This is a genomic window from Lysinibacillus sp. DFXJR4 (assembly GCF_057196045.1).
The window spans coordinates 16,660-39,577 of the sequence record NZ_JBXUNW010000023.1; the positions used below are offsets into that span (position 1 = coordinate 16,660).

Below are 22,918 nucleotides of genomic sequence, written 5' to 3' on the forward strand. Positions count from 1 at the left end.
TTGGGCGTATCGCTTATACTGTTTTGTAGTGAGGTGTAAGCGAAAATGCCAAAAACTTTAGCGGACATTAAAAAGTCGTTGGATTGTCATTTGGGTAAACGTTTGCAGTTAAGAGCAAACGGAGGTCGCAAGAAAACGGTCGAGTGTGCAGGGATATTACGTGAGACATATCGTGCTATCTTTGTAGTTGAGCTTGATCAAGAGGACAATACGTGCAAGCGCGTATCGTATAGCTACACAGATATTTTAACTGAAGCAGTAGAGATTACTTTTTTAGACGAAGCAAAGGCTGCTGTCGCAAAATAGTTTCTAGTACTTATTTCTATATTTTGAAACACTCATGTATGTTAAAAACTGCATGAGTGTTTTGCGTTTTTCGGGACATACTAAATTCGTCAGTTGTTAAAGGAGGAGTTTATATGCCTAGAAAAGGTATCATGTCACCTCGATTAAAAGAAGAGATCGCAAAAGAGCTTGGATTTTATGATGTTGTGCAACGAGAAGGCTGGGGCGGCATTAAAGCTCGTGACGCCGGTAATATGGTCAAACGTGCCATAGAAATGGCTGAGCGAGCAAGTAATGAGCAAGACCAAAATAAGTAGACTATTTTTGCTAAAATAGCCAACTTATAAAAAATAATTTCTTTTAGCAGGAATGGAATTTTTCTGCTAACACAACAACACAACTGACGAGAGAGAACCGTTACACCAAATAGGGGTATACGGTTCTTTTTTTTCCATTTTCGCTTTCCCATTATGGTAAAATAAAATGAATAATCTTGTACGTAAGATGATGGGTTGTTGCGAAAGCGAAGAGCTGAAGGAGCGCCAGCCAATAATTGCGACAAAGCATAATTGATAAGTGTAGTTATAAGGGAGGAAGAAAGATGCTTTATGTAAAGGCGCCTGCAAAAATAAATTTAACATTAGATGTACTTTATAAAAGACCAGATAATTATCACGAAGTAGAGATGGTCATGACAACTGTCGATTTAGCAGATCGTATTAGTTTGGAATCCCGAGAAGATGGCACAATAGAAATAATTTCAACTGATAATTTTGTGCCGAATGATCATCGTAATTTTGCTTATCAGGCAGCGCGTCTAATAAAAGATACATACGGCATTGGACAAGGTGTATCCATTACTATAGAAAAAGAAATACCAATTGCAGCAGGTCTTGCAGGGGGCAGTAGTGATGCAGCTGCTACACTAAAGGGGTTGAATGAGCTATGGAATTTAGGGTTATCCATTGATGAATTAGCGGAACTTGGTGCAAAAATTGGATCTGATGTTTCATTTTGTGTCTATGGTGGTACAGCATTAGCCACAGGGCGTGGGGAAAAAATCCGAGAATTGCCTGCACCGCCAAACTGTTGGGTAGTCTTAGCTAAGCCTAAAATAGGTGTTTCTACTGCAGAAGTCTATGGAGGACTAAAGGTTGAAGGATTAGAGCATCCAAATACGAAGCAAATGATTCGTGCTATTGAAATGGAAGATTATGAGCTACTATGTTCATCATTAGGGAATGTTTTGGAAACTGTAACATTTAAGCTACATCCAGAAGTAGTAATGTTAAAGGAACAGATGAAGCGCTTTGGAGCGGATGCAACATTGATGAGCGGAAGCGGTCCTACGGTCTTTGGTCTAGTAGACAGCGAGGCTCGAGTAAGCCGCATTTATAATGGTTTACGTGGTTTTTGTGAAGAAGTATATGCTGTGCGTATTTTAGGTGAACGAAATACGCTTGCTTAAAACCGCAAATTTGTGTTAATTTTACCTATAAATATTCGTGTTTAGGAGAGGGTCGCATGAAATGGAAGCGTAGTGAACGACTAGTGGATATGACGTATTATTTGCTAGAACATCCACATCAGCTGATCCCGCTAACTTATTTTTCTGAATTATATCAATCTGCAAAATCCTCCATTAGTGAAGATTTAACGATTGTAAAAGAAACTTTCGAAGAAAAAGGAATCGGGTTATTGATGACAGTACCGGGCGCTGCAGGAGGAGTAAAGTATATTCCTAAAATGTCCGAGGCTGAGGTACGTTTAGTGATTCAAGATTTAAAGGCAGAACTTGAGCATTCAGATCGTTTGTTACCAGGCGGTTATTTATTTATGACGGACTTACTCGGCAATCCAGATTTGATTAACCGGGTTGGAAAAGTCTTTGCATCGGCATTTGCTGATCAACAAATTGACGTTATTATGACTGTTGCCACAAAAGGGATTTCTATTGCGCATGCTATTGCAAGACATTTAAATGTACCTGTTGTAGTTGTTAGAAGAGATAGTAAAGTAACAGAAGGTTCTACAGTCAGCATTAACTATGTTTCTGGTTCTTCCCGAAGAATTCAGACAATGGTATTATCAAAAAGAAGTATGAAGAGTGGACAACGTGTACTAATTACGGATGACTTTATGAAAGTCGGTGGTACAATGAATGGCATGAAAAATTTACTAGAGGAATTTGATTGTCAGCTGGCAGGTATCGCAGTGCTTGTAGAAGCTGAGCATGCAGATGAAACTTTAGTAGATGATTATTATTCACTCGTTAAGCTTCATGAGGTCAACGAAAAAGACCGTACAATTGCATTAAGTGAAGGTAACTATTTTTCTAAAAGGGGACATGACAAATGAAAGTAGTAGCAACAACAAATGCACCAGCAGCAATCGGACCATATTCGCAAGGGATTATTATAAACGGCATGTTTTATAGCTCTGGCCAAATTCCGCTAACGGCTACCGGTGAATTGGTAGAGGGTGATATTACTATTCAAACAAATCAAGTGTTTGCCAACTTAAAAGCAGTATTAGAAGCTGCAGGCACATCTTTAGATCATGTTGTGAAAACAACAGTTTTTATGAAGGATATGAATGATTTTGTGGCAATGAATGAAGTATATGCAAGTCACTTCGGTAATCATAAACCTGCGCGCTCTGCGGTAGAGGTTGCACGCCTTCCAAAGGATGTAAAAGTAGAAATAGAAGTTATTGCCATCGTTAAATAAGAAACAGTAAAGCTCGCTAAAAGAACAATCTTTTAGCGAGTTTTTTTTAGAGCTGACAAACAATTGTCAAAATTTACGTAAATTAGAGAAAATATTATATTAATAAGTATTCAAATTTTTTAGAAAATTTGATAGACTATGAAAAGGAAAATATTCGGTAATTAAGAATATTATATTTTCATTTAGGCATCTAAGAAGAGAGGTGGTGAGAAAATGGAAGTTACTGATGTAAGATTACGTCGTGTTCAGACGGATGGTCGTATGCGTGCGATTGCTTCCATTACACTCGACAATGAGTTTGTAGTTCATGATATTCGAGTAATTGATGGAAATACTGGATTATTTGTAGCTATGCCAAGTAAACGAACGCCTGACGGAGAATTTAGAGATATTGCGCATCCGATTAATTCTACTACTCGTAATAAAATACAGGAGATTATTTTAAACGAGTATCATAATTCAAGCGAATCAGAAGAGGCCGATAAAGCTGAAGAATTAGAAGGAATTGGCGTTTAGCAAGAAAAATATTATTCAGCAAATGTTTTTTGTATCGAAAGTAAAGCAGCAGATACAGAAGACTCCCACCCTACAGGTCCGAATCGTGTTGGCCCTCATGAGGCCTGGGCACAATTTAAAATCCGGACGCAATTACGCCAAGGCGAAATTGATCAAAGGACCTGCTGTGTAAAGTTTGGAGCAATTAAAGGATCACACGATTTACCAAATCGCCTAACTGCCCCAAATTCAGCATATTACTGGTGAAAAATTATTATTAAGAACTCTTCTTATTCGGAGAGTTCTTTTTATTTGTAAATAAGAAAAATACAGTAGTTTATGGACATACATATAAACAATCGAGCATAAGGTGCATTTGATTTAGGAATTCATCTTTTTGTCAAGTCTACATACCTTGAAAATAGATGAATTTTGCTATATAGTCATAAGAGAAAATGAGCGTATTGGAGGACTTACAGATGAGCAACATTTTTGCTGTCATTTTGGCTGCAGGTCAAGGTACACGTATGAAGTCCAAATTATATAAAGTGCTCCATCCAGTATGTGGGAAGCCAATGGTTCAACATGTGGTGGATCATATTCAAACGTTAGATGTTAATCGCATCGTAACGGTCGTAGGACATGGTGCTGAAAAAGTACAACAACAGCTTGGTGATAAAAGTGAATATGTTTTACAAGCAGAACAACTAGGGACTGCACACGCTGTTCAACAAGCGGAGGCTATTTTAGGTAGTGAAGAGGGAACAACATTAGTTGTTTGTGGTGATACGCCGCTAATTCGCCCTGAAACAATGCAAGCATTATTTGAGCATCATCAAGCAAAGGGTGCCAAAGCAACCATTTTAACTGCAATCGCGGATAATCCAACAGGTTATGGTCGCATTTTACGTGGCGATAATGGACAAGTGGAGCAAATTGTTGAACAAAAGGATGCTTCAACAGAGCAGCAATTAGTAAAAGAAATTAATACTGGCACATATTGTTTTGATAACAAAGCGTTATTTGAGACGTTAAAACTTGTGAAAAATGACAATGCCCAAGGTGAGTATTATTTACCTGATGTCATTGAAATATTACAAAAGCAAGGCGAGATTGTTGAAGCGTATGTAACGGAAGATTTCGAGGAAACACTTGGTGTCAATGATCGTGTTGCTTTATCGCAAGCAGAGACATTGATGCGTGCAAGAATTAATGAGCAGCATATGCGTAATGGTGTATCTATTATTAATCCAGAAGCAACGTATATTAGTGCAGATGCAGTGATTGGTCGTGATACGGTTATTCAACCAGGCTCTATGATCGAAGGGAAGACAGTAATTGGAGAGGACTGTCTAATTGGTCCTAACACTCAAATTATAGATAGCCGCATTGGCGATCGTACAACAGTACATTCTTCTGTTGTGCGTGAAAGCGCTGTAGCAGAAGACACAGCCATTGGACCGTTTGCAAATATTCGACCACTTTCTACTATTGGTAGCCATGTGAAAATTGGTAACTTTGTAGAAGTGAAGAAAAGTAATCTAGGGAATGACACAAAAGTATCGCACTTAAGCTATATTGGCGATGCGGAAATTGGTAACAATGTTAATATTGGTTGTGGTTCCATTACTGTCAACTATGACGGAAAAAATAAGTTCCAAACAATTATTGAAGATGATGTATTTGTAGGATGTAATACTAACTTAGTAGCACCAGTCAAAGTTGGAAAAGGTTCATTTATTGCAGCAGGATCTACAATTACAAAAGAAGTTCCTGAAGACGCACTTGCAATTGCTCGTGCAAGACAAGAAAACAAACCGAATTATGTAAGCAAATTAAATTCAAAATAATTATCAACTAAACAGGAGGCCATCATGCCGTATCATTATGCAAACTCACAATTAAAAATATTTTCACTTAATTCCAATAATCCACTTGCTCAAGAAATCGCGCAAGAAATGGGTGTAGAATTAGGTAAATCTTCTGTTAAGCACTTCAGCGATGGAGAGATTCAAATTAGCATTGAAGAAAGTATTCGTGGTTGTGATGTGTTTATCGTGCAATCAACTTCTGCACCAGTAAACGAACATTTAATGGAGCTTTTAATTATGGTGGATGCAGTTAAACGTGCATCTGCTCGTACAGTAAACGTCGTAATGCCTTATTATGGTTATGCACGCCAAGATCGTAAAGCAAAAGCGCGCGAGCCAATTACAGCTAAATTAGTGGCAAACTTACTTGAAACAGCTGGTGCAACACGTGTTATCGTTTTAGATCTACACGCACCTCAAATTCAAGGTTTCTTCGATATCTTGATCGACCACTTAATGGCGGTACCTTTATTATCTGATTACTTCAAATCAAAAGGTATTCCAGCGGATGAAATTGTAGTAGTTTCTCCAGATCATGGTGGTGTAACACGTGCTCGTAAAATGGCAGAACGTTTAAAAGCACCGATTGCGATTATTGACAAACGTCGTCCAAAACCAAACGTTGCAGAAGTAATGAACATTGTTGGTAATGTTGATGGTAAAGTGGCAATCTTGATTGATGATATTATTGACACAGCGGGAACGATTACGATTGGTGCAGATGCATTACGTGCTGCTGGTGCGAAGGAAGTTTATGCTTGCTGCTCTCACCCAGTACTATCCGGCCCAGCTATTGAACGTATCGAAAACTCTGCAATCAAAGAATTGGTTGTAACAAATACAATCCAGCTTGCTGAAGAGAAAAAGTCGCCAAAAATTACAGAGCTTTCTGTAGCTAAATTAATGGCTGATGCAATTTCTCGTGTCTATGAAAACAAATCTGTAAGTACTCTATTTGATTAATAAATATATGGCTAAATAAAGAACAAATCTATCTTCACGGGTAGATTTGTTTTTTTATAGGCGTCTTTTGTGTGAATTTTCTTATAAAAGGGTATAATGGTAATTGTGACTTAATAATATTTCACGACTTACAAAGAGAGAAGTGAATATTATTATAGCCTTCAACAAATGTCATGGGTACCTTTTAAATGTAGTGACATTCGTAGTAAGGCGTAAATAATTTTTCTTGGAAGGGGAAGATATAGATATGAGTACAGTATTAAGTGTTACAAAGCGCGAAGCTGGGCATCGTTCGACTTTAACCCAACTTAGAAAAGGGGGAGCCATTCCTGCGGTTATTTACGGCTATAATTTAGATTCGACCCCAATTTCTATTTCAGCAAAGGAATTCAAAAAATCCATTCAAAAAAATGGACAAAACAGTGTGTTCTCGATGGAGTTAGAAGGGAAAAAAGTAAATGTTGTTGTGTCAGAAATCCAACAATGCTCTTTAAAAGATGAAGTGAACCATGTTGATTTTCTTGCCATTAATATGTCTGAAGCATTAGAAGCAGATATCCCTATTAAACTAGTTGGGGAGTCAATTGGTGTCAGCGAGGGCGGCATTTTGATGCAGCCTAATTTAGAGATAAAAATTAAAGTAAAACCGGCTGAATTGCCTGAAGTAATTGAAATTGATATTACGAATCTTAAAATTGGCGAAACCATCACAGTTGCTGAAATTCGTGAAAGTATTGGTTTTGATGTTGTTAGTGAAGATGATCATATTTTGGTCACACTTATGGCTCCGGCTACTATTGAAACTACAGAAGAAGAACAAGAATAACAATATATTGCTAAGGCTATTAAAGAGGCTAAACTTCTTTAATAGCCTTTTTTATCTTCATTCAGCAAATGTTTTTGTATCGAAAGCATAGCGGCTTTGCGCGTAAGTGTAGGGGGCAGATACAGAAGACTCCCATCTCTACAGATGATGAGATAAATGTGGTTTTGGCTCCTTTCAGTGGTAATCAAACATCTACTGAATGAAGATAAAGCCTGGCAGATATCACGGATTTTCAAAGGAATGAATTGTGCAGGCACAATTCAAAAACCGGACGCAATTACGCTAAGGCGAAATTGACATGTTGTTGAAATACTATTATGTCAATGAATCAAGGTGACAAATTAAAAGTATAGTCCTTTTTCAAAACGAGGGGTTGATCTCCGTTCCGACTGAGTGCTTTCCTGGGGGCGTCCGATGAGCCGCTTCACTCGCTCACTGCTCGCTCCAGGGTCTCATCTGTAACGCTGAATCCCCGAGGAGTCACTCAGTCTACACTCCAATCAACCACTGCTCATAGTATTTCTTCTGGCATTTCACACAAATTAATAGTGATAAATTTGAAGTCTTAGCCATCACTATATTGTGCAAAAATGGAGCTTTGATAACATTTTTCTATGTGAATGCAGAGCGACAGTAATAAGTGGCTTTATGTAAAGTGAAAAAGTAGTTTTATGCATAAAATGTAGGTTACAACTATAGAAGAATTGTACCACTATTCTATCTATTTAATGATAGTAAGTAATATACTTTTACTTTACTTTTAAGGGAAGAAAATATTTAAAGTTCTACACTATTGCTGATTGGAGTGCAAGGCTACTCGACTCCCGTGGGATAGCGAGACAGATGAGACCCTGCACGGAGCGTCAGCGCAGGAAGCGGCTCGTCGCTCGCCCACAGGAAAGCGAGTAGCCTGAAACGGAAATCATCTTCATTTTGACTAAATATTCACAAAGGTATCCTTGACCATTTAGTTTTTTAACACTATGGCAATTACGCTAAGGCGAAATTGATTTTAAATATTTTATATGCAAGAATGTACAAAATGCTTTCTTAGTGCACGATATGGTAAAATAATGACTATTAGATGGAAAAGAAGAGAGGTACTTATGAAAATTATTGTTGGGTTAGGGAATCCAGGTAAACCTTATGAACATACAAGACATAATATTGGCTTTGATATTATTGATGCAATAGCTGAAAAATGGGGTGCACCTTTAACAAATTCAAAATTTAATGGCATGTATGCCACTGTACATCGTCCAGAAGGAAAGGTTCTACTTGTTAAGCCTTTAACATATATGAATTTATCAGGGGAATGTGTTGGACCTCTTATGAATTATTTTAATATTGATGTGGAAAACTTAATTGTTATCTATGATGATTTAGATTTAGAAACAGGTAAATTGCGCCTTCGTCAAAAAGGTAGTGCGGGTGGACATAACGGAATTAAGTCATTGATTCATCATTTAGGCACACAAGAGTTTAATCGTATTCGTGTTGGGGTGAGTCGCCCACCTGCTGGTATGAAGGTCGCAGATTATGTGTTGTCAAAATTTTCGAAAGAAGACCAAGGTGCCATTGAGAACGCTATTGAGAAGTGTGTAAATGCTGTTGAAGCATCTCTTACAAAGCCATTTCTTGATGTCATGAACCATTTTAACGGATAACCAAATATCAAAGGTGGTATTATTGATAGTCTCCAACACAAAGCGAAGATTATTCTTTTATGTTTGTGAATATTGTATGGTGCATAATCCTTTTTAGAAATGTCTATACTTTAAGTAGTAAGTTGCTTAAAGGAGGATGATTTGGAGATGTCAGTTCGCTATCGATGTCGGCATTGTGAAGTAGAAATAGGGACACTCCCATTTGATGCAGATGATACAATTCGAAAGCTGCATATTTTCGAATTGGGAGAAGCGGATGATTATGTTGAGAAAGACCAACATGGACACACGACTGTGCACTGCATTTGTGAGCAATGTGAGGATTCGCTGAGACAATATCCAGATTATCATGCACTCAATAAATGGATTCAATAATTGGAGAGATGCTTTGACGCACATTGTGTGCGTTCAAAGCTTTTTCCGTTTAATATAATGAACAAAAAATTGATACGTATTATCGTACTAGATTCATAGTATATGGCGATAGAATTACGGCTGAAAGGAGCTTTTGACTGTGGAAGTTTTACGACAGTTAGTGTCGCAGGACAAACATATTACATCATTTTTACAGGAGATTCAGAGCGGTCATACTGCAGCACAGCTTATTACAGGACTAACAGGAAGCGCACGCCCAGTAATGGTCGATGCGTTATTCGAATATGTACAAAAGCCGATCTATATAGTTTCTCCAAATTTATTGCAAGCACAAAAGATGGTTGATGAGCTTGCTGGAATTTTAGGTGAAGAATATGTTCATTATTATCCTGCTGATGAATTTATTGCTGCAGATTTATCTGTAGCGTCACCCGAGTTACGTGCAGAACGTATAGCTACACTTGATTGTCTAGCTAGAGGTAAAAAGGCTGTTTATGTAATACCAGTTGCAGGCTTACGTAAAATGATGCAGCCAAAAGAGCATTGGCTACAGTACTATTTACAAACTGCAATAGGAGAAGATATTCAAATTGATGAGTGGCTACAAACATTAGTGGAAATGGGATACGTCCGCAATTCAATGGTGACAACACCTGGTGAATTTGCGTTACGTGGTGGTATTTTAGATATTTACCCTCCATATTTAGAGTCCCCAATTCGTATTGAGTTATTCGATACAGAGGTGGATTCAATTCGAACATTTTCAGCAGATGATCAGCGATCCATTGATAAATTACAAACAATCCGCATCCTCCCTGCTTCAGAAGCAATTTTAACGAGGGAAGAAAGAATGGCATTGGCTGGTCGCCTAGAAACCGCTTTAGCAACAAGCCTAAAGAAGGTTAAAAAACAGGAAACAAAAGAGCTACTGTATCAGCATATTCAATATGATATTGAGTTGTTACAGCAGGGGAACTTACCGGACTATGTAAACAAATATGGTTCGTTGTTGTATGAGAAAACTGCGTATCTGGGAGATTACTTTGCTCATGATGGAATCGTGTTATTTGATGAGCTTGGTCGTATTCAAGAAGTTATGGATGCTTGGGAACGTGAAGAGGATGAATGGTTTTTATCGTTAATTGAAGAAGGTAAGATGGTTCATGATGTAAAGCCAGCTTTCTCCTTAAAAGAAATTTTGGCAATGCTGTCACAGCAAAAATTGTATTTCTCCTTATTTTCTCGAACATTTGCAGGAGTAACATTTAATAAGACAACGAATTTTTCTTGTAAGCCAATGCAACAGTTTCATGGGCAAATGGCATTGTTACAAAGTGAGGTTGAACGTTGGTTACTTGGTAAATTTACAGTACTTATCGTTGCTCGAGATAAAGAGCGTGTTAAACGCGTTCAGCAGATGCTAGAGGAATATGATATTCATACAGTAAATGGTAAGCCGACTGAGCCAGGTATCTATATTGTAGATGGTACACTTTCTAGTGGGTTTGAGCTACCTCTACAACGATTAGCCATTGTGACGGAGGATGAGCTTTTTAAGCAGCAGGTAAAGAAAAAAGCACGTCCTCAAAAAATGACCAATGCAGAACGTATTAAAAGCTATACTGAAATTAAAGCTGGTGACTACGTTGTCCATGTTCATCACGGTATTGGTAAATATATAGGTGTAGAAACCTTAGAGGTAAATGGTACACATAAAGATTATTTACACATTCGCTATCGAGCTGATGATAAATTATATGTGCCAGTAGAGCAAATCGATTTGATTCAAAAATATGTGGCATCTGAAGACCGTGAACCGAAGCTACATAAACTTGGTGGGGCAGAATGGAAAAAGACCAAAGCTAAGGTATCCTCTGCTGTGCAGGATATTGCTGATGATTTGATAAAGCTCTACGCGAAACGTGAAGCAGAGAAGGGACATTCATTTGCTCCTGACAATGATGATCAACGAAATTTTGAAGCTTCCTTCCCTTATGAAGAAACAGAGGATCAATTACGTTCCATTGTTGAAGTTAAGCGTGATATGGAGCGTGAACGCCCTATGGACCGACTTGTATGTGGTGACGTGGGCTATGGTAAAACAGAGGTTGCTATTCGGGCTGCGTTTAAAGCGATACAGGATGGAAAACAAGTAGCCTTTCTTGTACCTACAACAATTTTGGCTCAGCAACATTACGAAACAATTCGTGAGCGCTTCCAGGACTTTGCGATAAATGTTGGTCTCCTATCTCGTTTCCGTACAAAAAAAGAACAAACTGCAACGCTAAAGGGATTAAAGGAAGGGCAAGTTGATATTGTAATAGGTACACACCGAATTTTATCGAAAGATTTAATGTTTCAAGACCTTGGACTGCTTATTGTCGATGAGGAGCAGCGTTTTGGTGTAACTCATAAGGAAAAGATTAAACAGTTAAAAACAAATGTAGATGTTTTAACACTTACTGCTACACCAATTCCAAGAACGCTGCATATGTCAATGGTAGGTGTTCGTGATTTATCTGTCATTGAAACGCCTCCAGCCAATCGTTTTCCTGTCCAAACGTATGTAATGGAGCATAGTGGGGCATTAGTACGTGAAGCCATTGAACGAGAAATGGCACGTGGAGGGCAAGTGTTCTATTTATACAATCGTGTAGAGGACATGGCTCGAAAAGTTGAAGAAATTCAAGTACTTGTACCAGAAGCACGTGTAGGACATGCACATGGTAAGATGACAGAATCAGAGCTAGAGTCCGTAATATTAGCCTTTTTAGAAGGTGACTATGATGTTCTTGTAACAACGACAATTATTGAGACGGGCGTCGATATACCGAATGTAAATACATTGATTGTGCATGATGCTGACCGAATGGGCTTGGCACAGCTCTATCAATTGCGTGGACGTGTAGGTCGTTCCAATAGGGTAGCTTATGCATACTTTATGTATCAACGTGATAAGGTTTTAACAGACGTGGCGGAGCAGCGATTACAGGCAATTAAAGAATTTACAGAGCTTGGGTCAGGCTTTAAAATTGCAATGCGAGATTTATCTATCCGAGGTGCTGGGAACTTACTAGGAGCCCAGCAGCATGGCTTTATCGATTCAGTAGGCTTTGATTTATATTCACAAATGCTAGAAGAAGCAATTGCAGAACGTCAAACAGGTGTGAAAAAAGAAGAAAGACCTGATATTGAAATTTTAGTAAGTGTTGATGCGTATATACCCGATGTCTACATTCCAGATGGCTATCAAAAAATTCAAATGTATAAACGTATTAAAGCGATGGATCAGGTGGAAGAATATCATGAAATCTTTGAGGAATTAGAAGACCGATTTGGAGATCTTCCGATTGAGACGGAGCGCTTACTAAAAATTGCACGTATGAAGGTATGGGGCTTAAATGCGGGTGTAATGTCAGTAAAGGAGAAGCAAAAAATTATTACCATTTTATTATCAGAGGAAGGTACAGCAAATGTCGATGGTGGTAAAATTGTGGAGCAATCCATGAAATTTGAACGTGCTGTTGGCTTTGGTATGGATAACATGCAATTGAAATTAACAATTGATGAACGAAAGTGCGGAAAATATCTGCCTTTTGATATTTTAGAAGAATTGATGCAAATGATCTTTAATGCAAAAAAACAACCTTAAAAGAAAAGCTGATTGTATCTTACATAGGATAACAATCAGCTTTTCTTTAATGAGTTCAAATTTTTTCAATAATCACTAATAGAAAGTTATGCAAATGGTTATTCTAAGGTAAGATGATTAAGGTTAAATTCTACATGCAAATAGCCTTTTAAGCATGATTTTAAGGTTTTTGGGAAATGTTGTTGGCTGTGAAATCCTTTTTCTTCAGTTTTTGCATAGATTGTTTTATAAAAAACCATACTATAGTTGAATAAAAATTTCATTGTAGCGAAAGCGAGGCATTAAGAATGAAGGCAACAGGAATTGTTCGTCGTATTGATGATTTAGGGCGTGTGGTTATTCCAAAAGAAATTCGTAGGACGCTACGTATTCGTGAGGGTGACCCGCTAGAAATTTATACAGATCGTGAAGGCGAAGTCATTTTAAAGAAATATTCTCCTATTAATGATTTGGGGGAATTTGCAAGAGAGTATGTTGAAACATTGTATGAAACGTTAGGTACTCCTGCATTTGTAACCGATCGAGATGAAGTAATCGCTGTGGCAGGTATCGGTAAAAAAGAATACATTAATCGTCGCATTACCTCCTTTGCAGAAGGTTTTATGGACGAGCGTTCAACAAAAATAGAAAAAATGGAAACAACTATCGAGATTGTTCCTGGACAATATGAGCAAGTAAAGTCATATTGTGCAACACCTATAATGGTAAATGGTGATCCGATCGGCTGTATTATCGTTTTATCAAAAGTACACTTTGTAGGCGAAGTAGAAGTAAAAGTTGTCGAAACGGCTGCAAACTTCTTAGCTAAACAAATGAATAGTTAGTTGAAATGTAAAGTTATTGCGCTGACCTTTTTTGGGCTGAACAATAACTTTTTTTTGTACATAGGATTTATGTCGATAATAAAAAGTGATGCTATCGGGCGCGTCAAACTTTTGAGATATGCTATACTAATGGCATTGTTAAAGAAGGAAAGAGGGCAATTTATGTCGGAACGTTTTGGCATGAAAAGCTACATGAAGGGTGCGGCCCTACTTACAATTGCAGCTCTTATAGTAAAGGTTCTTAGTGCAATTTATCGTGTGCCTTTTCAAAATCTTGTTGGGGATGAAGGCTTTTATATTTACCAGCAAGTGTATCCGGTTATTTCCATTTTTGTCGTATGGACATCTAGTGGCTTTGCAGTAGCCATTTCTAAGATGCTTGCAGACAATGATTGTATTGTGGACCCACTGGAGCGGAATAAAAAAAGAAACAGTATTATGCGTATAGTTTTTAGATATTTAACAGTATTATCATTGTTGTTCTTTGCAGCTTTGTTTGGTGGGGCAGATATGATTGCGCAGTTAATGGGTGATACCAAGCTTGCGCCTTTAATACGGACAGGTTCATTTATAGTACTTGTTATGCCAGCTCTTGCTGTTTTAAAAGGGGGCTTCCAATCAAGGGGAATTATGGAGCCGATAGCCTATGCACAGGTGCTAGAGCAAGCTGTCAGAGTATCTGTTATTTTAGCAGGTACATTTATGATAATGGCGACGACAAAATCGCTATATGGTGCTGGACAAATGGCTATAATAGGTACTGTCGTTGGTGAAGTTGTAGGTTTTATTGTGTTAGCATTTATCTTTAAAAAAAGATTTGGATTATTAAAAGATAAGCAATTACAGCAGCGTTTCGCAGGCTATCCAATTATTAAAGAGGTTACACTGCTCAGCCTAAGTGTTAGTATGAGTGGCTTGTTATTGCTTGGCTATCAATTAGTTGATTCCTTTACAATTTATTCATTGTTATTAGATAGTGGCATGGATCAAACAATGGCTAAGGAAACAAAAGGTATTTATGATCGTGGTCAACCATTGGTTCAGTTAGGCGTCATTATTGCATCTTCACTTTCATTGGCAATTGTGCCACTCGTTGCACATATGTCTAAGAAAAAGGAAGGGCGTAATGCCATCCCATTTATACAGCTAACATATAGAGCATCAGTACTATTTGGAGGAGCAGCATCTTTAGGTTTAGTGCTGGTTATGCCCTATATAAATGAAATGCTCTTTAAAACGGACGCTCTGTCAGAAGTACTCATGGTATATGTATTACAAATCGTTCCTTTGTCAATTATTTTGACTTTCACAGCTATTTTGCAAGGCTACGGAAAATTAAAAAAGCCAGCTATATTTTTAATAATTGGTTTTAACTTAAAAATAATATTGAACATGCTGACTATACGGTTGTTTGGGGTTTTAGGAGCAGCCGTTGCTAACAATGTGGGATTATTGTTTACAGCCCTAATGCTTGTCTTCTATTTGAAGAAAATGACAGCAGTGCAATTAGCACCTCGCAGTTTTTATAAAAAATTTGGCATTGCAGCAATCTCTATGACGGCTGTGGTAATACTTTGGCTACAGCTAGTACCAGCATTGCTACACCCCTTTTTATCGCCTCGAATGGTGGCAGTGATAGCTGGATTCTCAGCGGTGAGTATTGGTGCGTTTGTGATGATGACAGTGATTGCTAAGCTACGAGTGTTAGCAGAAAAAGAATGGTATTTATTACCGTTTGGGCGTAGAATGGCTGTTTATCAGTTATGGTTAAATCGGAAGAAGTAGGTGGATTAATTGAAAACTTTAACAGTGATTGGCTTGGGGGCAGGGGATTTTGATCAGCTACAAATGGGCGTTTATAAAAAATTAAAGGCAGCAAAAAAATTATTTGTTCGTACAGTGGATCATCCTGTACTAGAGGCATTGTCGGCAGAGGGCTTACAGTTTGAAAGCTTTGATGCTGTATATGAAAAACATAGTTCATTCCAGCCTGTATATGAAGAAATTGTAGAAAGGCTTGTGGAGGCAACAACATTTGGAGATGTTATGTACGCTGTTCCGGGTCACCCACTTGTTGCTGAGCAAACGGTACAATTACTGATTGCTGCATCAGATACTGGAAGAATAAATTTAGTCATCGAGGGTGGACAAAGCTTCTTAGATCCAATCTTTGGGGCATTGAAAATTGACCCAATTGAAGGCTTTCAACTGCTTGATGGCACTAGCTTTTCGATGCACGACATCAACATGCGTCAACATATTTTAATTGCCCAAGTATATGACACATTCAGTGCCTCTGAAGTTAAGCTTACGTTGATGGAAAAATATGATGATGAATACCCTGTTACAGTGGTGACAGCCGCAGGATCTTCACAAGAAAAATTGATAACCGTCCCACTTTACGAGCTTGATCAAAGTGTTGAGGTGAATAATTTAACAACGGTTTATGTGCCACCAGTAAAATCACAGGAAGAGGCATTGCGAGATTGGTCAACATTTAGGCAAATTATCGCTACGCTAAGAGGTCCAAACGGCTGTCCGTGGGACCAAAAGCAAACACATGAATCCCTGAAAAAATATTTACTTGAAGAAGCCCATGAATATTTGGCAGCTGTGGATGCAGAGGATGACTTTGCGATGATTGAGGAGCTTGGAGATGTATTATTACAAGTATTTTTACATGCACAAATAGGAGAAGATCAGGGCTACTTTACACTGGAAGATGTTTTAGCTTCTATTAGTGAAAAGATGATTCGTCGCCATCCACATGTTTTTGGAGATGTTTCTGTAGAAGATGCGGAAGGTGTCGTAACCAATTGGGAAGCTATAAAAGCACAGGAGAAGGGTGAGAGCGATAAGCCACTATTAGAAGAAGAATATAGGTCATCGTCTGCCCTTCAAACGGCTTTTAATTATCAAAAAAGAGCAGCAAAAGTAGGTTTCGACTGGCCTGATGTGGATGGTGCCTGGAACAAATTTTCAGAGGAATGGCATGAATTTCGTCAGGAAGTGACAAAAGGTACAAATGCGTCACGTCTTGATGAGTTTGGAGATGTATTATTCACACTTGTAAATTTAGCACGTTTTTATAAGCTATCTCCAGAAGAGGCAATGTTACATGCGAATGAGAAGTTTGCGAGACGATTTGGTTATGTTGAAAAGAGGGTAAAAGAAAGCGGAAAGCCTTTTTCTGAGTATACTTTAGAACAATTAGATGCTTTCTGGAATGAAGCTAAGCAGATAGAAAAGGAGTAAATTATGAGATTAGATAAATTTTTAAAAGTATCGCGTTTAATTAAGCGCCGTACACTAGCGAAAGAAGTGGCGGACCAAGGTCGAATTACGATAAATGGAAAGGTCGCAAAAGCAAGTAGTACAGTAAAAGCTGGTGATGAGCTAGCGATTCGTTTTGGGCAAAAAATTGTCACTGCACGTGTTGATGAATTACGAGACACTGTTAAAAAAGAAGACGCTGCGAAAATGTTTACGATATTAAAAGAGGAGCGTTTGGATAAAATAGAGCCAGAGTTTATTGATGATGAAGAATAATTGAATGAAAGAAGTTATTATTTCTGAATTCCTCCTTAGTAGTAGATAACTTTTATAAAGTTGTCATGCTTTGAAGGTTGTCCGCATAAAGTGAACAGAAGCTAGGACGACTAAAGGAGGAAGAAAATGACGCTACATCAAGAAAGTAATCGTTACACAATTCCATCTGGAGAACATATTTTAACGATTCGTAATCGTAAAAGAATGGACATGACTTCTGTAAAATCAATTGAACGCTTTGATCAGGAAGAATTTTTCATCAAGACGTCCCAAGGGCATTTGTTAATCCGTGGAGAGGAACTGCATATCGTTCATTTAGATGTTGATAAAGGACTATTGACACTTGAAGGAACTGTAAAAACCCTACAGTATGACGAGGAAGAAAGTGGCTTCTCGAAAGGTTTCCTTCATAGATTGTTTGGATGATTGTTAGTGAACAATTTGTTCAGCTATTAGTCATGGTTTTGAGCGGTATAGCAGTTGGTTTTATAATTGATAGTGTTAGGCTCATTGTTTTTTCAACTCCAAAAAGGTCAAGCCTTCGAAAGTGGATGATGGTATTTGAATTACTTACTTGGATTCTACTGGGGGTGCTGACATATTATTTACTATTTTGGCTGAAAGATGGCGCTTGGCGGGCTTATGACCCGCTAGCGCAAATTGCTGGAATTTTTTTGTATCAAACGTTTTTTCAAACTTTCTTACGTTTCATAGCAAGGGTTTTGGTAAATATAACATGGAGACCCTTCTGGTTCATCGTACGATTAATAATCGCCATTATTCGACAAATACTGAAAATAATTATAAATGTTTGTATGTTTGTTTTAAGACCTTTTGTCAAAATTTATTCGTATTTGTCCAACACTTTTTTAAAAAAATTTAAATTTATCAAGTATAATAAGAAACAACAATAATTTTCGGAGGTGCGGGCATGACTAAACGTCATTCATCAAATGATGACCAACGAAACTTTACTAAGCTTGATAATGACTATGTCCGTAACACGGATAAAGCCATTAATCGTAAAAAACAAGCTCGGAAACGAAAAATACGCCGTATTGTCTTTTTTGCGATTGTACCAGTCGTTATTATCGCCTTTCTCGTTAATATACTTTTCCATCAAAATGAAATTTTAGCTGAAAAAGAGAAGAAAAAGGACGAAGCGAATCAGCATCTTACAGAATTAAAAGATGAACGAGATTCATTAAATCTTAAAATTAAGCAATTAGAAGATGATGAATATATCGCAAAGATGTTACGTAAAGAGTATTTCTTATCCGAAAAAGGTGAAATTATTTTCATTATTCCTGAGAAGAAGGATAAAAAAGACGACTGAAGAGCTATGTATTGTTGACACACTTTTATTGTTATATATAATGAAAAGAGAAACTTATTGTAGTAAAAAGTTTGATTAAATTGATTACATGGCTCAAAAGAGTCGCTTAATTTTTAAGGAGGAGCATTTTTTTTATGTCAATTGAAGTAGGCAGCAAGGTACAAGGTAAAGTAACAGGAATCACAAATTTTGGAGCATTCGTTGAGCTGCCAGATGGCAAAACAGGCTTAGTTCACATCAGTGAAGTTGCTGACAATTATGTAAAAGATATCAATGAGCATCTAAAAGTTGGAGATGAAGTTGAAGTAAAAGTGATGAATGTTGAAGCGGATGGAAAGATTGGTCTTTCAATTCGTAAAGCAAAGCCTCAAGTTGAGAGACCAGAGCGTCCTCAACGCCCACGTCGTGACAATCGTTCTAACGATCGCAACGAGCGCCACCAGCCAAAAGAGAATTTTGAGCAGAAAATGGCACGTTTCTTAAAAGATAGTGATGAGCGTCTAGCAACGCTTAAACGTGCTACAGAGTCAAAACGCGGTGGTCGTGGAGCTAGAAGAGGGTAGTTTGCTGACTGTTTTAATCGTAGAAAAAGTGTATGAAATAGAGTTGGGATTAGCTTTTTAAAAGAGCTGATCCTTTTTTTGTTTATTTAAAAAGAATCCATTATTTTAACAAAATGATGGATACTTAAAATTAGTGCAAGAATAAACAAACTGCACCCTCATCGTTTCCTCAATAACGAGAGTGATACTTAGGTTTCTGTTTTTTTATAATGTTGAAGTTGGCCTTTTTTTCTTTTTAAGTGTTGATACGGTTGCTTCTTCCACAGTAGTCTCAGAGGATTTATCAGTAGGCCTTACTATCATTTTTACAAGTAATAGAACACCGTAAGCACTTACGGCTAGTCCAGTAAGGAGTAAAAATATCTGTACGACAAATGGTAAATTAATAAGGATAGATATAAGAATAATCATGGAGCCACTACCACAAATTAAAGCGGCTTTTGTTAATGAACTCAAAGGATTAACCTCCTAATATCATGTTCTATTCTCTCTATAGTATGCCATATTATTAGGAGGCAGGGATAGAGGAAATCGGTAATTTCTACAATTCTAATATAACTAAATGCTTTTATATCACAGTTTTTCTAATCTCAAAAAAGGCGCCTCAGAAAATAATCTGAGACGCCTTTTTATGATGACCCCTACGGGATTCGAACCCGTGTTACCGCCGTGAAAGGGCGGTGTCTTAACCACTTGACCAAGGGGCCTCTCTATGGTGGCGGCCGAGGGGATCGAACCCCCGACCTTACGGGTATGAACCGTACGCTCTAGCCAGCTGAGCTAGGCCGCCAAAAATAAATATGGAGCGGAAGACGAGGTTCGAACTCGCGACCCCCACCTTGGCAAGGTGGTGTTCTACCACTGAACTACTTCCGCAAACTCTTAAAGCAACAAATTAAATAATACAAGCCTTTATCACTAGTGTCAAGTAGCTTTATAAAAAATATTAATAAATATGCATCTTTCTTAACAAAATAAAATTGATTTAAAATTTGTAATGTAAAAAGCTATAGTTATGAAGGATTTATATTTATAAGTGGGAATTTTAGCAAATATTTTGTTCTTAAGTAGAAACGTATCAGCGTAAATTCTGACCATTATATTTATGACGAAAAGTGGAAAAACATTGAAAATCAAAGATTAATTGCGGTACCTAATCCTATGGTTGCTAAGATTTAAAGGTCTGAAAACAATTTGTGGTGATGATTTAATTTTAATAAAAAAACAGATTATCGTTAAAGTAGCTAAAATTTTTGTAGAGATTGCTGCCATTTCCCGTATTTATGCATATGTATTCGTCGAAATTTTAAAAATTTTTCTTGTCACCGTCAGACAATCTTTCCACGCATAATTTTTTATAATAACCGAAAGTGTGGAAAGGGGATAGTGAAATGACAAGTATTGAGTGGTTTGACACAGCAAACGTAGCTGATCATAAATTAGGAGTAAAAAGAAGGCAGTTGTTTATTGGCTCTTTATTTTTTATAACATCCTTTTTTTTAGCTCAGTCTGTTGTATTTGAAGCAGCTGTACCTTTCTCGGTTCCTTTTTGGGCAATTATACGAACGAAGTATAAGGAGTATGCTAAATATGTTTTATTTGGTGGCTTAATTGGGGGATTCTTTCTTGGTTTTGGACAGGTTGTTATTTTAGCCTTACAAATTGCCATGTATGAGTGTATCATACGTTTTCGGTACTGGAAGCTTCCTCAAAGTATCTCAGTTGCATTAGCCATATCGCTTGTTCAAATGATATGGCAGGGGGTCATGCATCAGGGTTTACCTCCCATGCTTGTACAATTTTATGTTGGCTGTGAAGCTGCATTAGCACTTATTATGACTCTTTTTATGCAAGTCCTTTTTGTTAATTCCTATGAATGGTTTACAAGTCATTGGACATATGAAAAGCTTGGTTCTGGATTAGTGGTTTTTGCCGCCATGCTTACTGGAATGCAAACAGTTGTAATTAGTTATTTTTCTCTGCCTATTTTTTTATTACAGCTATTTATATGCTTTGGTGCATTAGTGGGAAGTGTACCATTAGCAACTGTAATTGGAGCAGTGCTTGGAACGCTCATAGGTGTTGCAAAGCTGTCTTTTACCGGTATGCTTTCGGTTGCTACGTTAACTGGACTGTGTGCAGGAATGGGGGCACGTGCAGGGCGCTTTGGAGTGGCGATTGGTAGCATCTTACCAAGTGTATTTTTTTTATTTTATGACGCAACATTACCATTAGATAGCGTTTATTTTACATCCATTGTTGTAGGTAGTATCGCATTTCTAACCATTCCCAGAAAGTATTCTGATAAGGTAAGGGACAAGCTATTCCCACAGCGAGAGGAGATCCTACTCGCCCGTCAAAATTGGTTAACGGAGCATGTCACTTATAAATTAGAGCATTTTCAACATTTCGTACAATTCATGAAAGAACTTGTGTTTGAGCGCTTTATGACAACTCCTGTTGAGGCTTCTAAGGAAGTGTCACCAATGAATACATGCTTAAGCTGTTTTCGTTATGATCGCTGTTGGGGTGCTCAAAATAACGGTATGGACAAGCTAATGACAGACTGGTTCCATATGAAGGGTGTAGGGAAGGAATCTGCAATACATCGGGCAGAGGACCAAATTCGTTATAAATGCGTGAAATCTACAAAAATTTTCGAGGAGCTAGAAACAGAGCTGTATAGGGAGCGTATTAATGGACAATATTTTCATGGAAAGAAAATGATTGCACTTCAACTACGAGATATGAGCAATCATCTAAATCAGCTAATTGCAGAGATGAAGGAGGACACCGTATCATTTGTTAGTGTGGAAAAGGATATTATCCAAAAACTAAAGGAGGCGCATATTGAATGCTTCCAGCTAGATGTGCTGAGTAATAAACCTGGAGCAAGAAAAATTGTCTGTGCGCTCACACCAGCTCGAGTCGATTGGGAAGAGGATACAACATTGGCAGAAAGGATGATACTACCGATTTTATATGATATTTTTGAAGAACCGTTTGAAATTGAAAAGGTAGTAACGTGTGATGTACCATTTCGCCACATACAAGTAAGCTTTAGTTCAGCTATTAGTTTTGAAGTAGAGTATGATATATATAGTATGTCAAAAGGCGCAACACTATATTCTGGTGATTCCCATGCGTTATTTCAACTACATCCTGGATTATTTGCAATTTTATTGTCAGATGGTATGGGACAGAGTAAAGAAGCACAGCATGAAAGTAGAAAACTAATACATTTAATGCGAGAATGCTTAAATTACAATATGAATCCAGAGACTGCAATGCACACATTGCATTATGTCATGTCCTTAAAGCAACAGGATGATATGTATGCAACACTGGATTTTGCCCTTGTTGATTTACAACAGGGTGATTTATGGTCATGGAAGGCAGGGGGAATGTCTACGTATATCTTACGTGGAAAAGAGGTGCTAAAAGTTGAAAGTAATGCAGCACCTGTTGGATTTTTATCTATTTCAGCAATTGAGGCAGAAAAAAGAAAACTGAAAGCAGGGGATGTCATTCTAATGCATTCTGATGGGTTATTTTCAAGTATTGCCGATTGGGATGAACAAGAAGAGTCCTTTTTAGCTTATGCTCAGCAGGTTGCAAGCACGACCAAATCCATTCAGGAAAAATTAACGACGATCATGCAGTCTTTCCAAACACACTATGATATTGAAGATGATTGTACAGTATTGATGTTAGAGGTAACACACGTTGTACCTACTTGGGCTGTCTTTAGACCAGTTCAATATTCTATGAGTTAAATGATTA

At 37.7% G+C, this 22,918-nt stretch carries 22 protein-coding genes and 3 tRNA genes; 21 read left to right on the forward strand and 4 right to left on the reverse strand.

The window, feature by feature from the left end; translation table 11 throughout:
* Positions 1–45 precede the first annotated feature (45 nt).
* The 20 genes from veg (at position 46) to AC2CGN_RS23865 (ending at position 19,135) form a co-directional block, all read left to right on the forward strand.
* Positions 46–306: a biofilm formation stimulator Veg gene (gene veg / locus AC2CGN_RS23770; RefSeq protein ID WP_283870258.1), complete on the forward strand. Its 261-nt coding sequence runs from the start codon at positions 46–48 to the stop codon at positions 304–306.
* Positions 307–419: 113 nt separating this feature from the next.
* Positions 420–602 (forward strand): small, acid-soluble spore protein, alpha/beta type, encoded by a 183-nt coding sequence (locus AC2CGN_RS23775; RefSeq protein WP_054772167.1) that lies wholly within the window; start codon positions 420–422, stop codon positions 600–602.
* A gap of 284 nt (positions 603–886) precedes the next feature.
* On the forward strand, positions 887–1,753 hold the full coding sequence (gene ispE, locus AC2CGN_RS23780) for a 4-(cytidine 5'-diphospho)-2-C-methyl-D-erythritol kinase (RefSeq protein WP_429988375.1): 867 nt from the start codon (positions 887–889) through the stop codon (positions 1,751–1,753).
* Between the two features lie 56 nt (positions 1,754–1,809).
* Positions 1,810–2,643, forward strand: coding sequence for a pur operon repressor (gene purR, locus AC2CGN_RS23785; RefSeq protein ID WP_004229190.1), 834 nt, complete (start codon positions 1,810–1,812; stop codon positions 2,641–2,643).
* Positions 2,640–3,014: a RidA family protein gene (locus tag AC2CGN_RS23790; RefSeq protein WP_429983592.1), complete on the forward strand. Its 375-nt coding sequence runs from the start codon at positions 2,640–2,642 to the stop codon at positions 3,012–3,014. Before purR ends, AC2CGN_RS23790 begins: the two co-directional genes overlap by 4 nt.
* Before the next feature lie 213 nt (positions 3,015–3,227).
* Positions 3,228–3,530 carry a septation regulator SpoVG gene (spoVG, locus tag AC2CGN_RS23795; protein WP_054772170.1) on the forward strand — a complete coding sequence of 101 codons (303 nt, stop codon included), beginning with the start codon at positions 3,228–3,230 and terminating at the stop codon, positions 3,528–3,530.
* A 458-nt stretch (positions 3,531–3,988) separates the two neighbouring features.
* Positions 3,989–5,359 carry a bifunctional UDP-N-acetylglucosamine diphosphorylase/glucosamine-1-phosphate N-acetyltransferase GlmU gene (gene glmU, locus AC2CGN_RS23800; RefSeq protein WP_054772171.1) on the forward strand — a complete coding sequence of 457 codons (1,371 nt, stop codon included), beginning with the start codon at positions 3,989–3,991 and terminating at the stop codon, positions 5,357–5,359.
* Between the two features lie 24 nt (positions 5,360–5,383).
* Positions 5,384–6,343 carry a ribose-phosphate diphosphokinase gene (locus AC2CGN_RS23805; RefSeq protein WP_054772172.1) on the forward strand — a complete coding sequence of 320 codons (960 nt, stop codon included), beginning with the start codon at positions 5,384–5,386 and terminating at the stop codon, positions 6,341–6,343.
* A 247-nt stretch (positions 6,344–6,590) separates the two neighbouring features.
* Positions 6,591–7,169, forward strand: coding sequence for a 50S ribosomal protein L25/general stress protein Ctc (locus tag AC2CGN_RS23810; protein ID WP_429988376.1), 579 nt, complete (start codon positions 6,591–6,593; stop codon positions 7,167–7,169).
* A 1,106-nt stretch (positions 7,170–8,275) separates the two neighbouring features.
* A complete protein-coding gene (gene pth, locus AC2CGN_RS23815) occupies positions 8,276–8,836 on the forward strand; it encodes an aminoacyl-tRNA hydrolase (RefSeq protein WP_286926991.1) in 561 nt (186 codons plus the stop codon).
* A gap of 147 nt (positions 8,837–8,983) precedes the next feature.
* Positions 8,984–9,211, forward strand: a complete 228-nt coding sequence (locus AC2CGN_RS23820; RefSeq protein ID WP_008180264.1) for an anti-sigma-F factor Fin — start codon at positions 8,984–8,986, stop codon at positions 9,209–9,211.
* A gap of 139 nt (positions 9,212–9,350) precedes the next feature.
* Positions 9,351–12,863, forward strand: coding sequence for a transcription-repair coupling factor (mfd, locus tag AC2CGN_RS23825; protein WP_484516652.1), 3,513 nt, complete (start codon positions 9,351–9,353; stop codon positions 12,861–12,863).
* 287 nt (positions 12,864–13,150) lie between these two features.
* A complete protein-coding gene (gene spoVT / locus AC2CGN_RS23830; protein WP_286926993.1) occupies positions 13,151–13,687 on the forward strand; it encodes a stage V sporulation protein T in 537 nt (178 codons plus the stop codon).
* Between the two features lie 162 nt (positions 13,688–13,849).
* Positions 13,850–15,472, forward strand: coding sequence for a putative polysaccharide biosynthesis protein (locus AC2CGN_RS23835; protein WP_484516655.1), 1,623 nt, complete (start codon positions 13,850–13,852; stop codon positions 15,470–15,472).
* A 9-nt stretch (positions 15,473–15,481) separates the two neighbouring features.
* Entirely contained in the window at positions 15,482–16,942 is a 1,461-nt protein-coding gene (gene yabN / locus AC2CGN_RS23840) for a bifunctional methyltransferase/pyrophosphohydrolase YabN (RefSeq protein WP_484516657.1), read from the forward strand.
* Positions 16,943–16,945: 3 nt separating this feature from the next.
* Positions 16,946–17,236, forward strand: coding sequence for an RNA-binding S4 domain-containing protein (locus AC2CGN_RS23845; protein ID WP_283870267.1), 291 nt, complete (start codon positions 16,946–16,948; stop codon positions 17,234–17,236).
* Positions 17,237–17,362: 126 nt separating this feature from the next.
* A complete protein-coding gene (gene yabP, locus AC2CGN_RS23850; protein WP_054772175.1) occupies positions 17,363–17,662 on the forward strand; it encodes a sporulation protein YabP in 300 nt (99 codons plus the stop codon).
* Positions 17,659–18,150, forward strand: a complete 492-nt coding sequence (gene yabQ, locus AC2CGN_RS23855; protein ID WP_484516660.1) for a spore cortex biosynthesis protein YabQ — start codon at positions 17,659–17,661, stop codon at positions 18,148–18,150. The genes yabP and yabQ overlap by 4 nt, the downstream gene beginning before the upstream one ends.
* A gap of 17 nt (positions 18,151–18,167) precedes the next feature.
* Positions 18,168–18,572, forward strand: a complete 405-nt coding sequence (locus AC2CGN_RS23860) for an FtsB family cell division protein (RefSeq protein WP_283870268.1) — start codon at positions 18,168–18,170, stop codon at positions 18,570–18,572.
* A gap of 134 nt (positions 18,573–18,706) precedes the next feature.
* A complete protein-coding gene (locus tag AC2CGN_RS23865; protein WP_219363866.1) occupies positions 18,707–19,135 on the forward strand; it encodes a S1 domain-containing RNA-binding protein in 429 nt (142 codons plus the stop codon).
* 204 nt (positions 19,136–19,339) lie between these two features.
* On the opposite strand, the gene AC2CGN_RS23870 is transcribed toward AC2CGN_RS23865, so the two are convergent.
* The 4 genes from AC2CGN_RS23870 to AC2CGN_RS23885 all read right to left on the reverse strand — a co-directional run bounded on the left by AC2CGN_RS23870 (position 19,340) and on the right by AC2CGN_RS23885 (position 20,011).
* Complete coding sequence (locus tag AC2CGN_RS23870; RefSeq protein WP_484516663.1) at positions 19,340–19,591, reverse strand: hypothetical protein; 252 nt, start codon at positions 19,589–19,591, stop codon at positions 19,340–19,342.
* 179 nt (positions 19,592–19,770) lie between these two features.
* Positions 19,771–19,842: transfer RNA gene (locus AC2CGN_RS23875), tRNA-Glu, on the reverse strand.
* A gap of 6 nt (positions 19,843–19,848) precedes the next feature.
* A tRNA-Met gene (locus AC2CGN_RS23880) sits at positions 19,849–19,925 on the reverse strand.
* A gap of 11 nt (positions 19,926–19,936) precedes the next feature.
* Positions 19,937–20,011, reverse strand: a tRNA-Gly gene (locus AC2CGN_RS23885).
* Between the two features lie 515 nt (positions 20,012–20,526).
* On the opposite strand from AC2CGN_RS23885, the gene AC2CGN_RS23890 reads away from it, so the two are divergent.
* Positions 20,527–22,911, forward strand: a complete 2,385-nt coding sequence (locus AC2CGN_RS23890; protein ID WP_484516665.1) for a SpoIIE family protein phosphatase — start codon at positions 20,527–20,529, stop codon at positions 22,909–22,911.
* The last annotated feature ends 7 nt before the right edge of the window (positions 22,912–22,918 follow it).

What these genes read in the sequence shown, in the direction of transcription:
- veg (WP_283870258.1), top strand. Translation starts at nt 46, where the DNA reads ATGCCAAAAACTTTAGCGGACATTAAAAAGTCGTTGGATTGTCATTTG.
- AC2CGN_RS23775 (WP_054772167.1), top strand. Translation starts at nt 420, where the DNA reads ATGCCTAGAAAAGGTATCATGTCACCTCGATTAAAAGAAGAGATCGCA.
- ispE (WP_429988375.1), top strand. Translation starts at nt 887, where the DNA reads ATGCTTTATGTAAAGGCGCCTGCAAAAATAAATTTAACATTAGATGTA.
- purR (WP_004229190.1), top strand. Translation starts at nt 1,810, where the DNA reads ATGAAATGGAAGCGTAGTGAACGACTAGTGGATATGACGTATTATTTG.
- AC2CGN_RS23790 (WP_429983592.1), top strand. Translation starts at nt 2,640, where the DNA reads ATGAAAGTAGTAGCAACAACAAATGCACCAGCAGCAATCGGACCATAT.
- spoVG (WP_054772170.1), top strand. Translation starts at nt 3,228, where the DNA reads ATGGAAGTTACTGATGTAAGATTACGTCGTGTTCAGACGGATGGTCGT.
- glmU (WP_054772171.1), top strand. Translation starts at nt 3,989, where the DNA reads ATGAGCAACATTTTTGCTGTCATTTTGGCTGCAGGTCAAGGTACACGT.
- AC2CGN_RS23805 (WP_054772172.1), top strand. Translation starts at nt 5,384, where the DNA reads ATGCCGTATCATTATGCAAACTCACAATTAAAAATATTTTCACTTAAT.
- AC2CGN_RS23810 (WP_429988376.1), top strand. Translation starts at nt 6,591, where the DNA reads ATGAGTACAGTATTAAGTGTTACAAAGCGCGAAGCTGGGCATCGTTCG.
- pth (WP_286926991.1), top strand. Translation starts at nt 8,276, where the DNA reads ATGAAAATTATTGTTGGGTTAGGGAATCCAGGTAAACCTTATGAACAT.
- AC2CGN_RS23820 (WP_008180264.1), top strand. Translation starts at nt 8,984, where the DNA reads ATGTCAGTTCGCTATCGATGTCGGCATTGTGAAGTAGAAATAGGGACA.
- spoVT (WP_286926993.1), top strand. Translation starts at nt 13,151, where the DNA reads ATGAAGGCAACAGGAATTGTTCGTCGTATTGATGATTTAGGGCGTGTG.
- AC2CGN_RS23835 (WP_484516655.1), top strand. Translation starts at nt 13,850, where the DNA reads ATGTCGGAACGTTTTGGCATGAAAAGCTACATGAAGGGTGCGGCCCTA.
- AC2CGN_RS23845 (WP_283870267.1), top strand. Translation starts at nt 16,946, where the DNA reads ATGAGATTAGATAAATTTTTAAAAGTATCGCGTTTAATTAAGCGCCGT.
- yabP (WP_054772175.1), top strand. Translation starts at nt 17,363, where the DNA reads ATGACGCTACATCAAGAAAGTAATCGTTACACAATTCCATCTGGAGAA.
- yabQ (WP_484516660.1), top strand. Translation starts at nt 17,659, where the DNA reads ATGATTGTTAGTGAACAATTTGTTCAGCTATTAGTCATGGTTTTGAGC.
- AC2CGN_RS23860 (WP_283870268.1), top strand. Translation starts at nt 18,168, where the DNA reads ATGACTAAACGTCATTCATCAAATGATGACCAACGAAACTTTACTAAG.
- AC2CGN_RS23865 (WP_219363866.1), top strand. Translation starts at nt 18,707, where the DNA reads ATGTCAATTGAAGTAGGCAGCAAGGTACAAGGTAAAGTAACAGGAATC.
- AC2CGN_RS23890 (WP_484516665.1), top strand. Translation starts at nt 20,527, where the DNA reads ATGACAAGTATTGAGTGGTTTGACACAGCAAACGTAGCTGATCATAAA.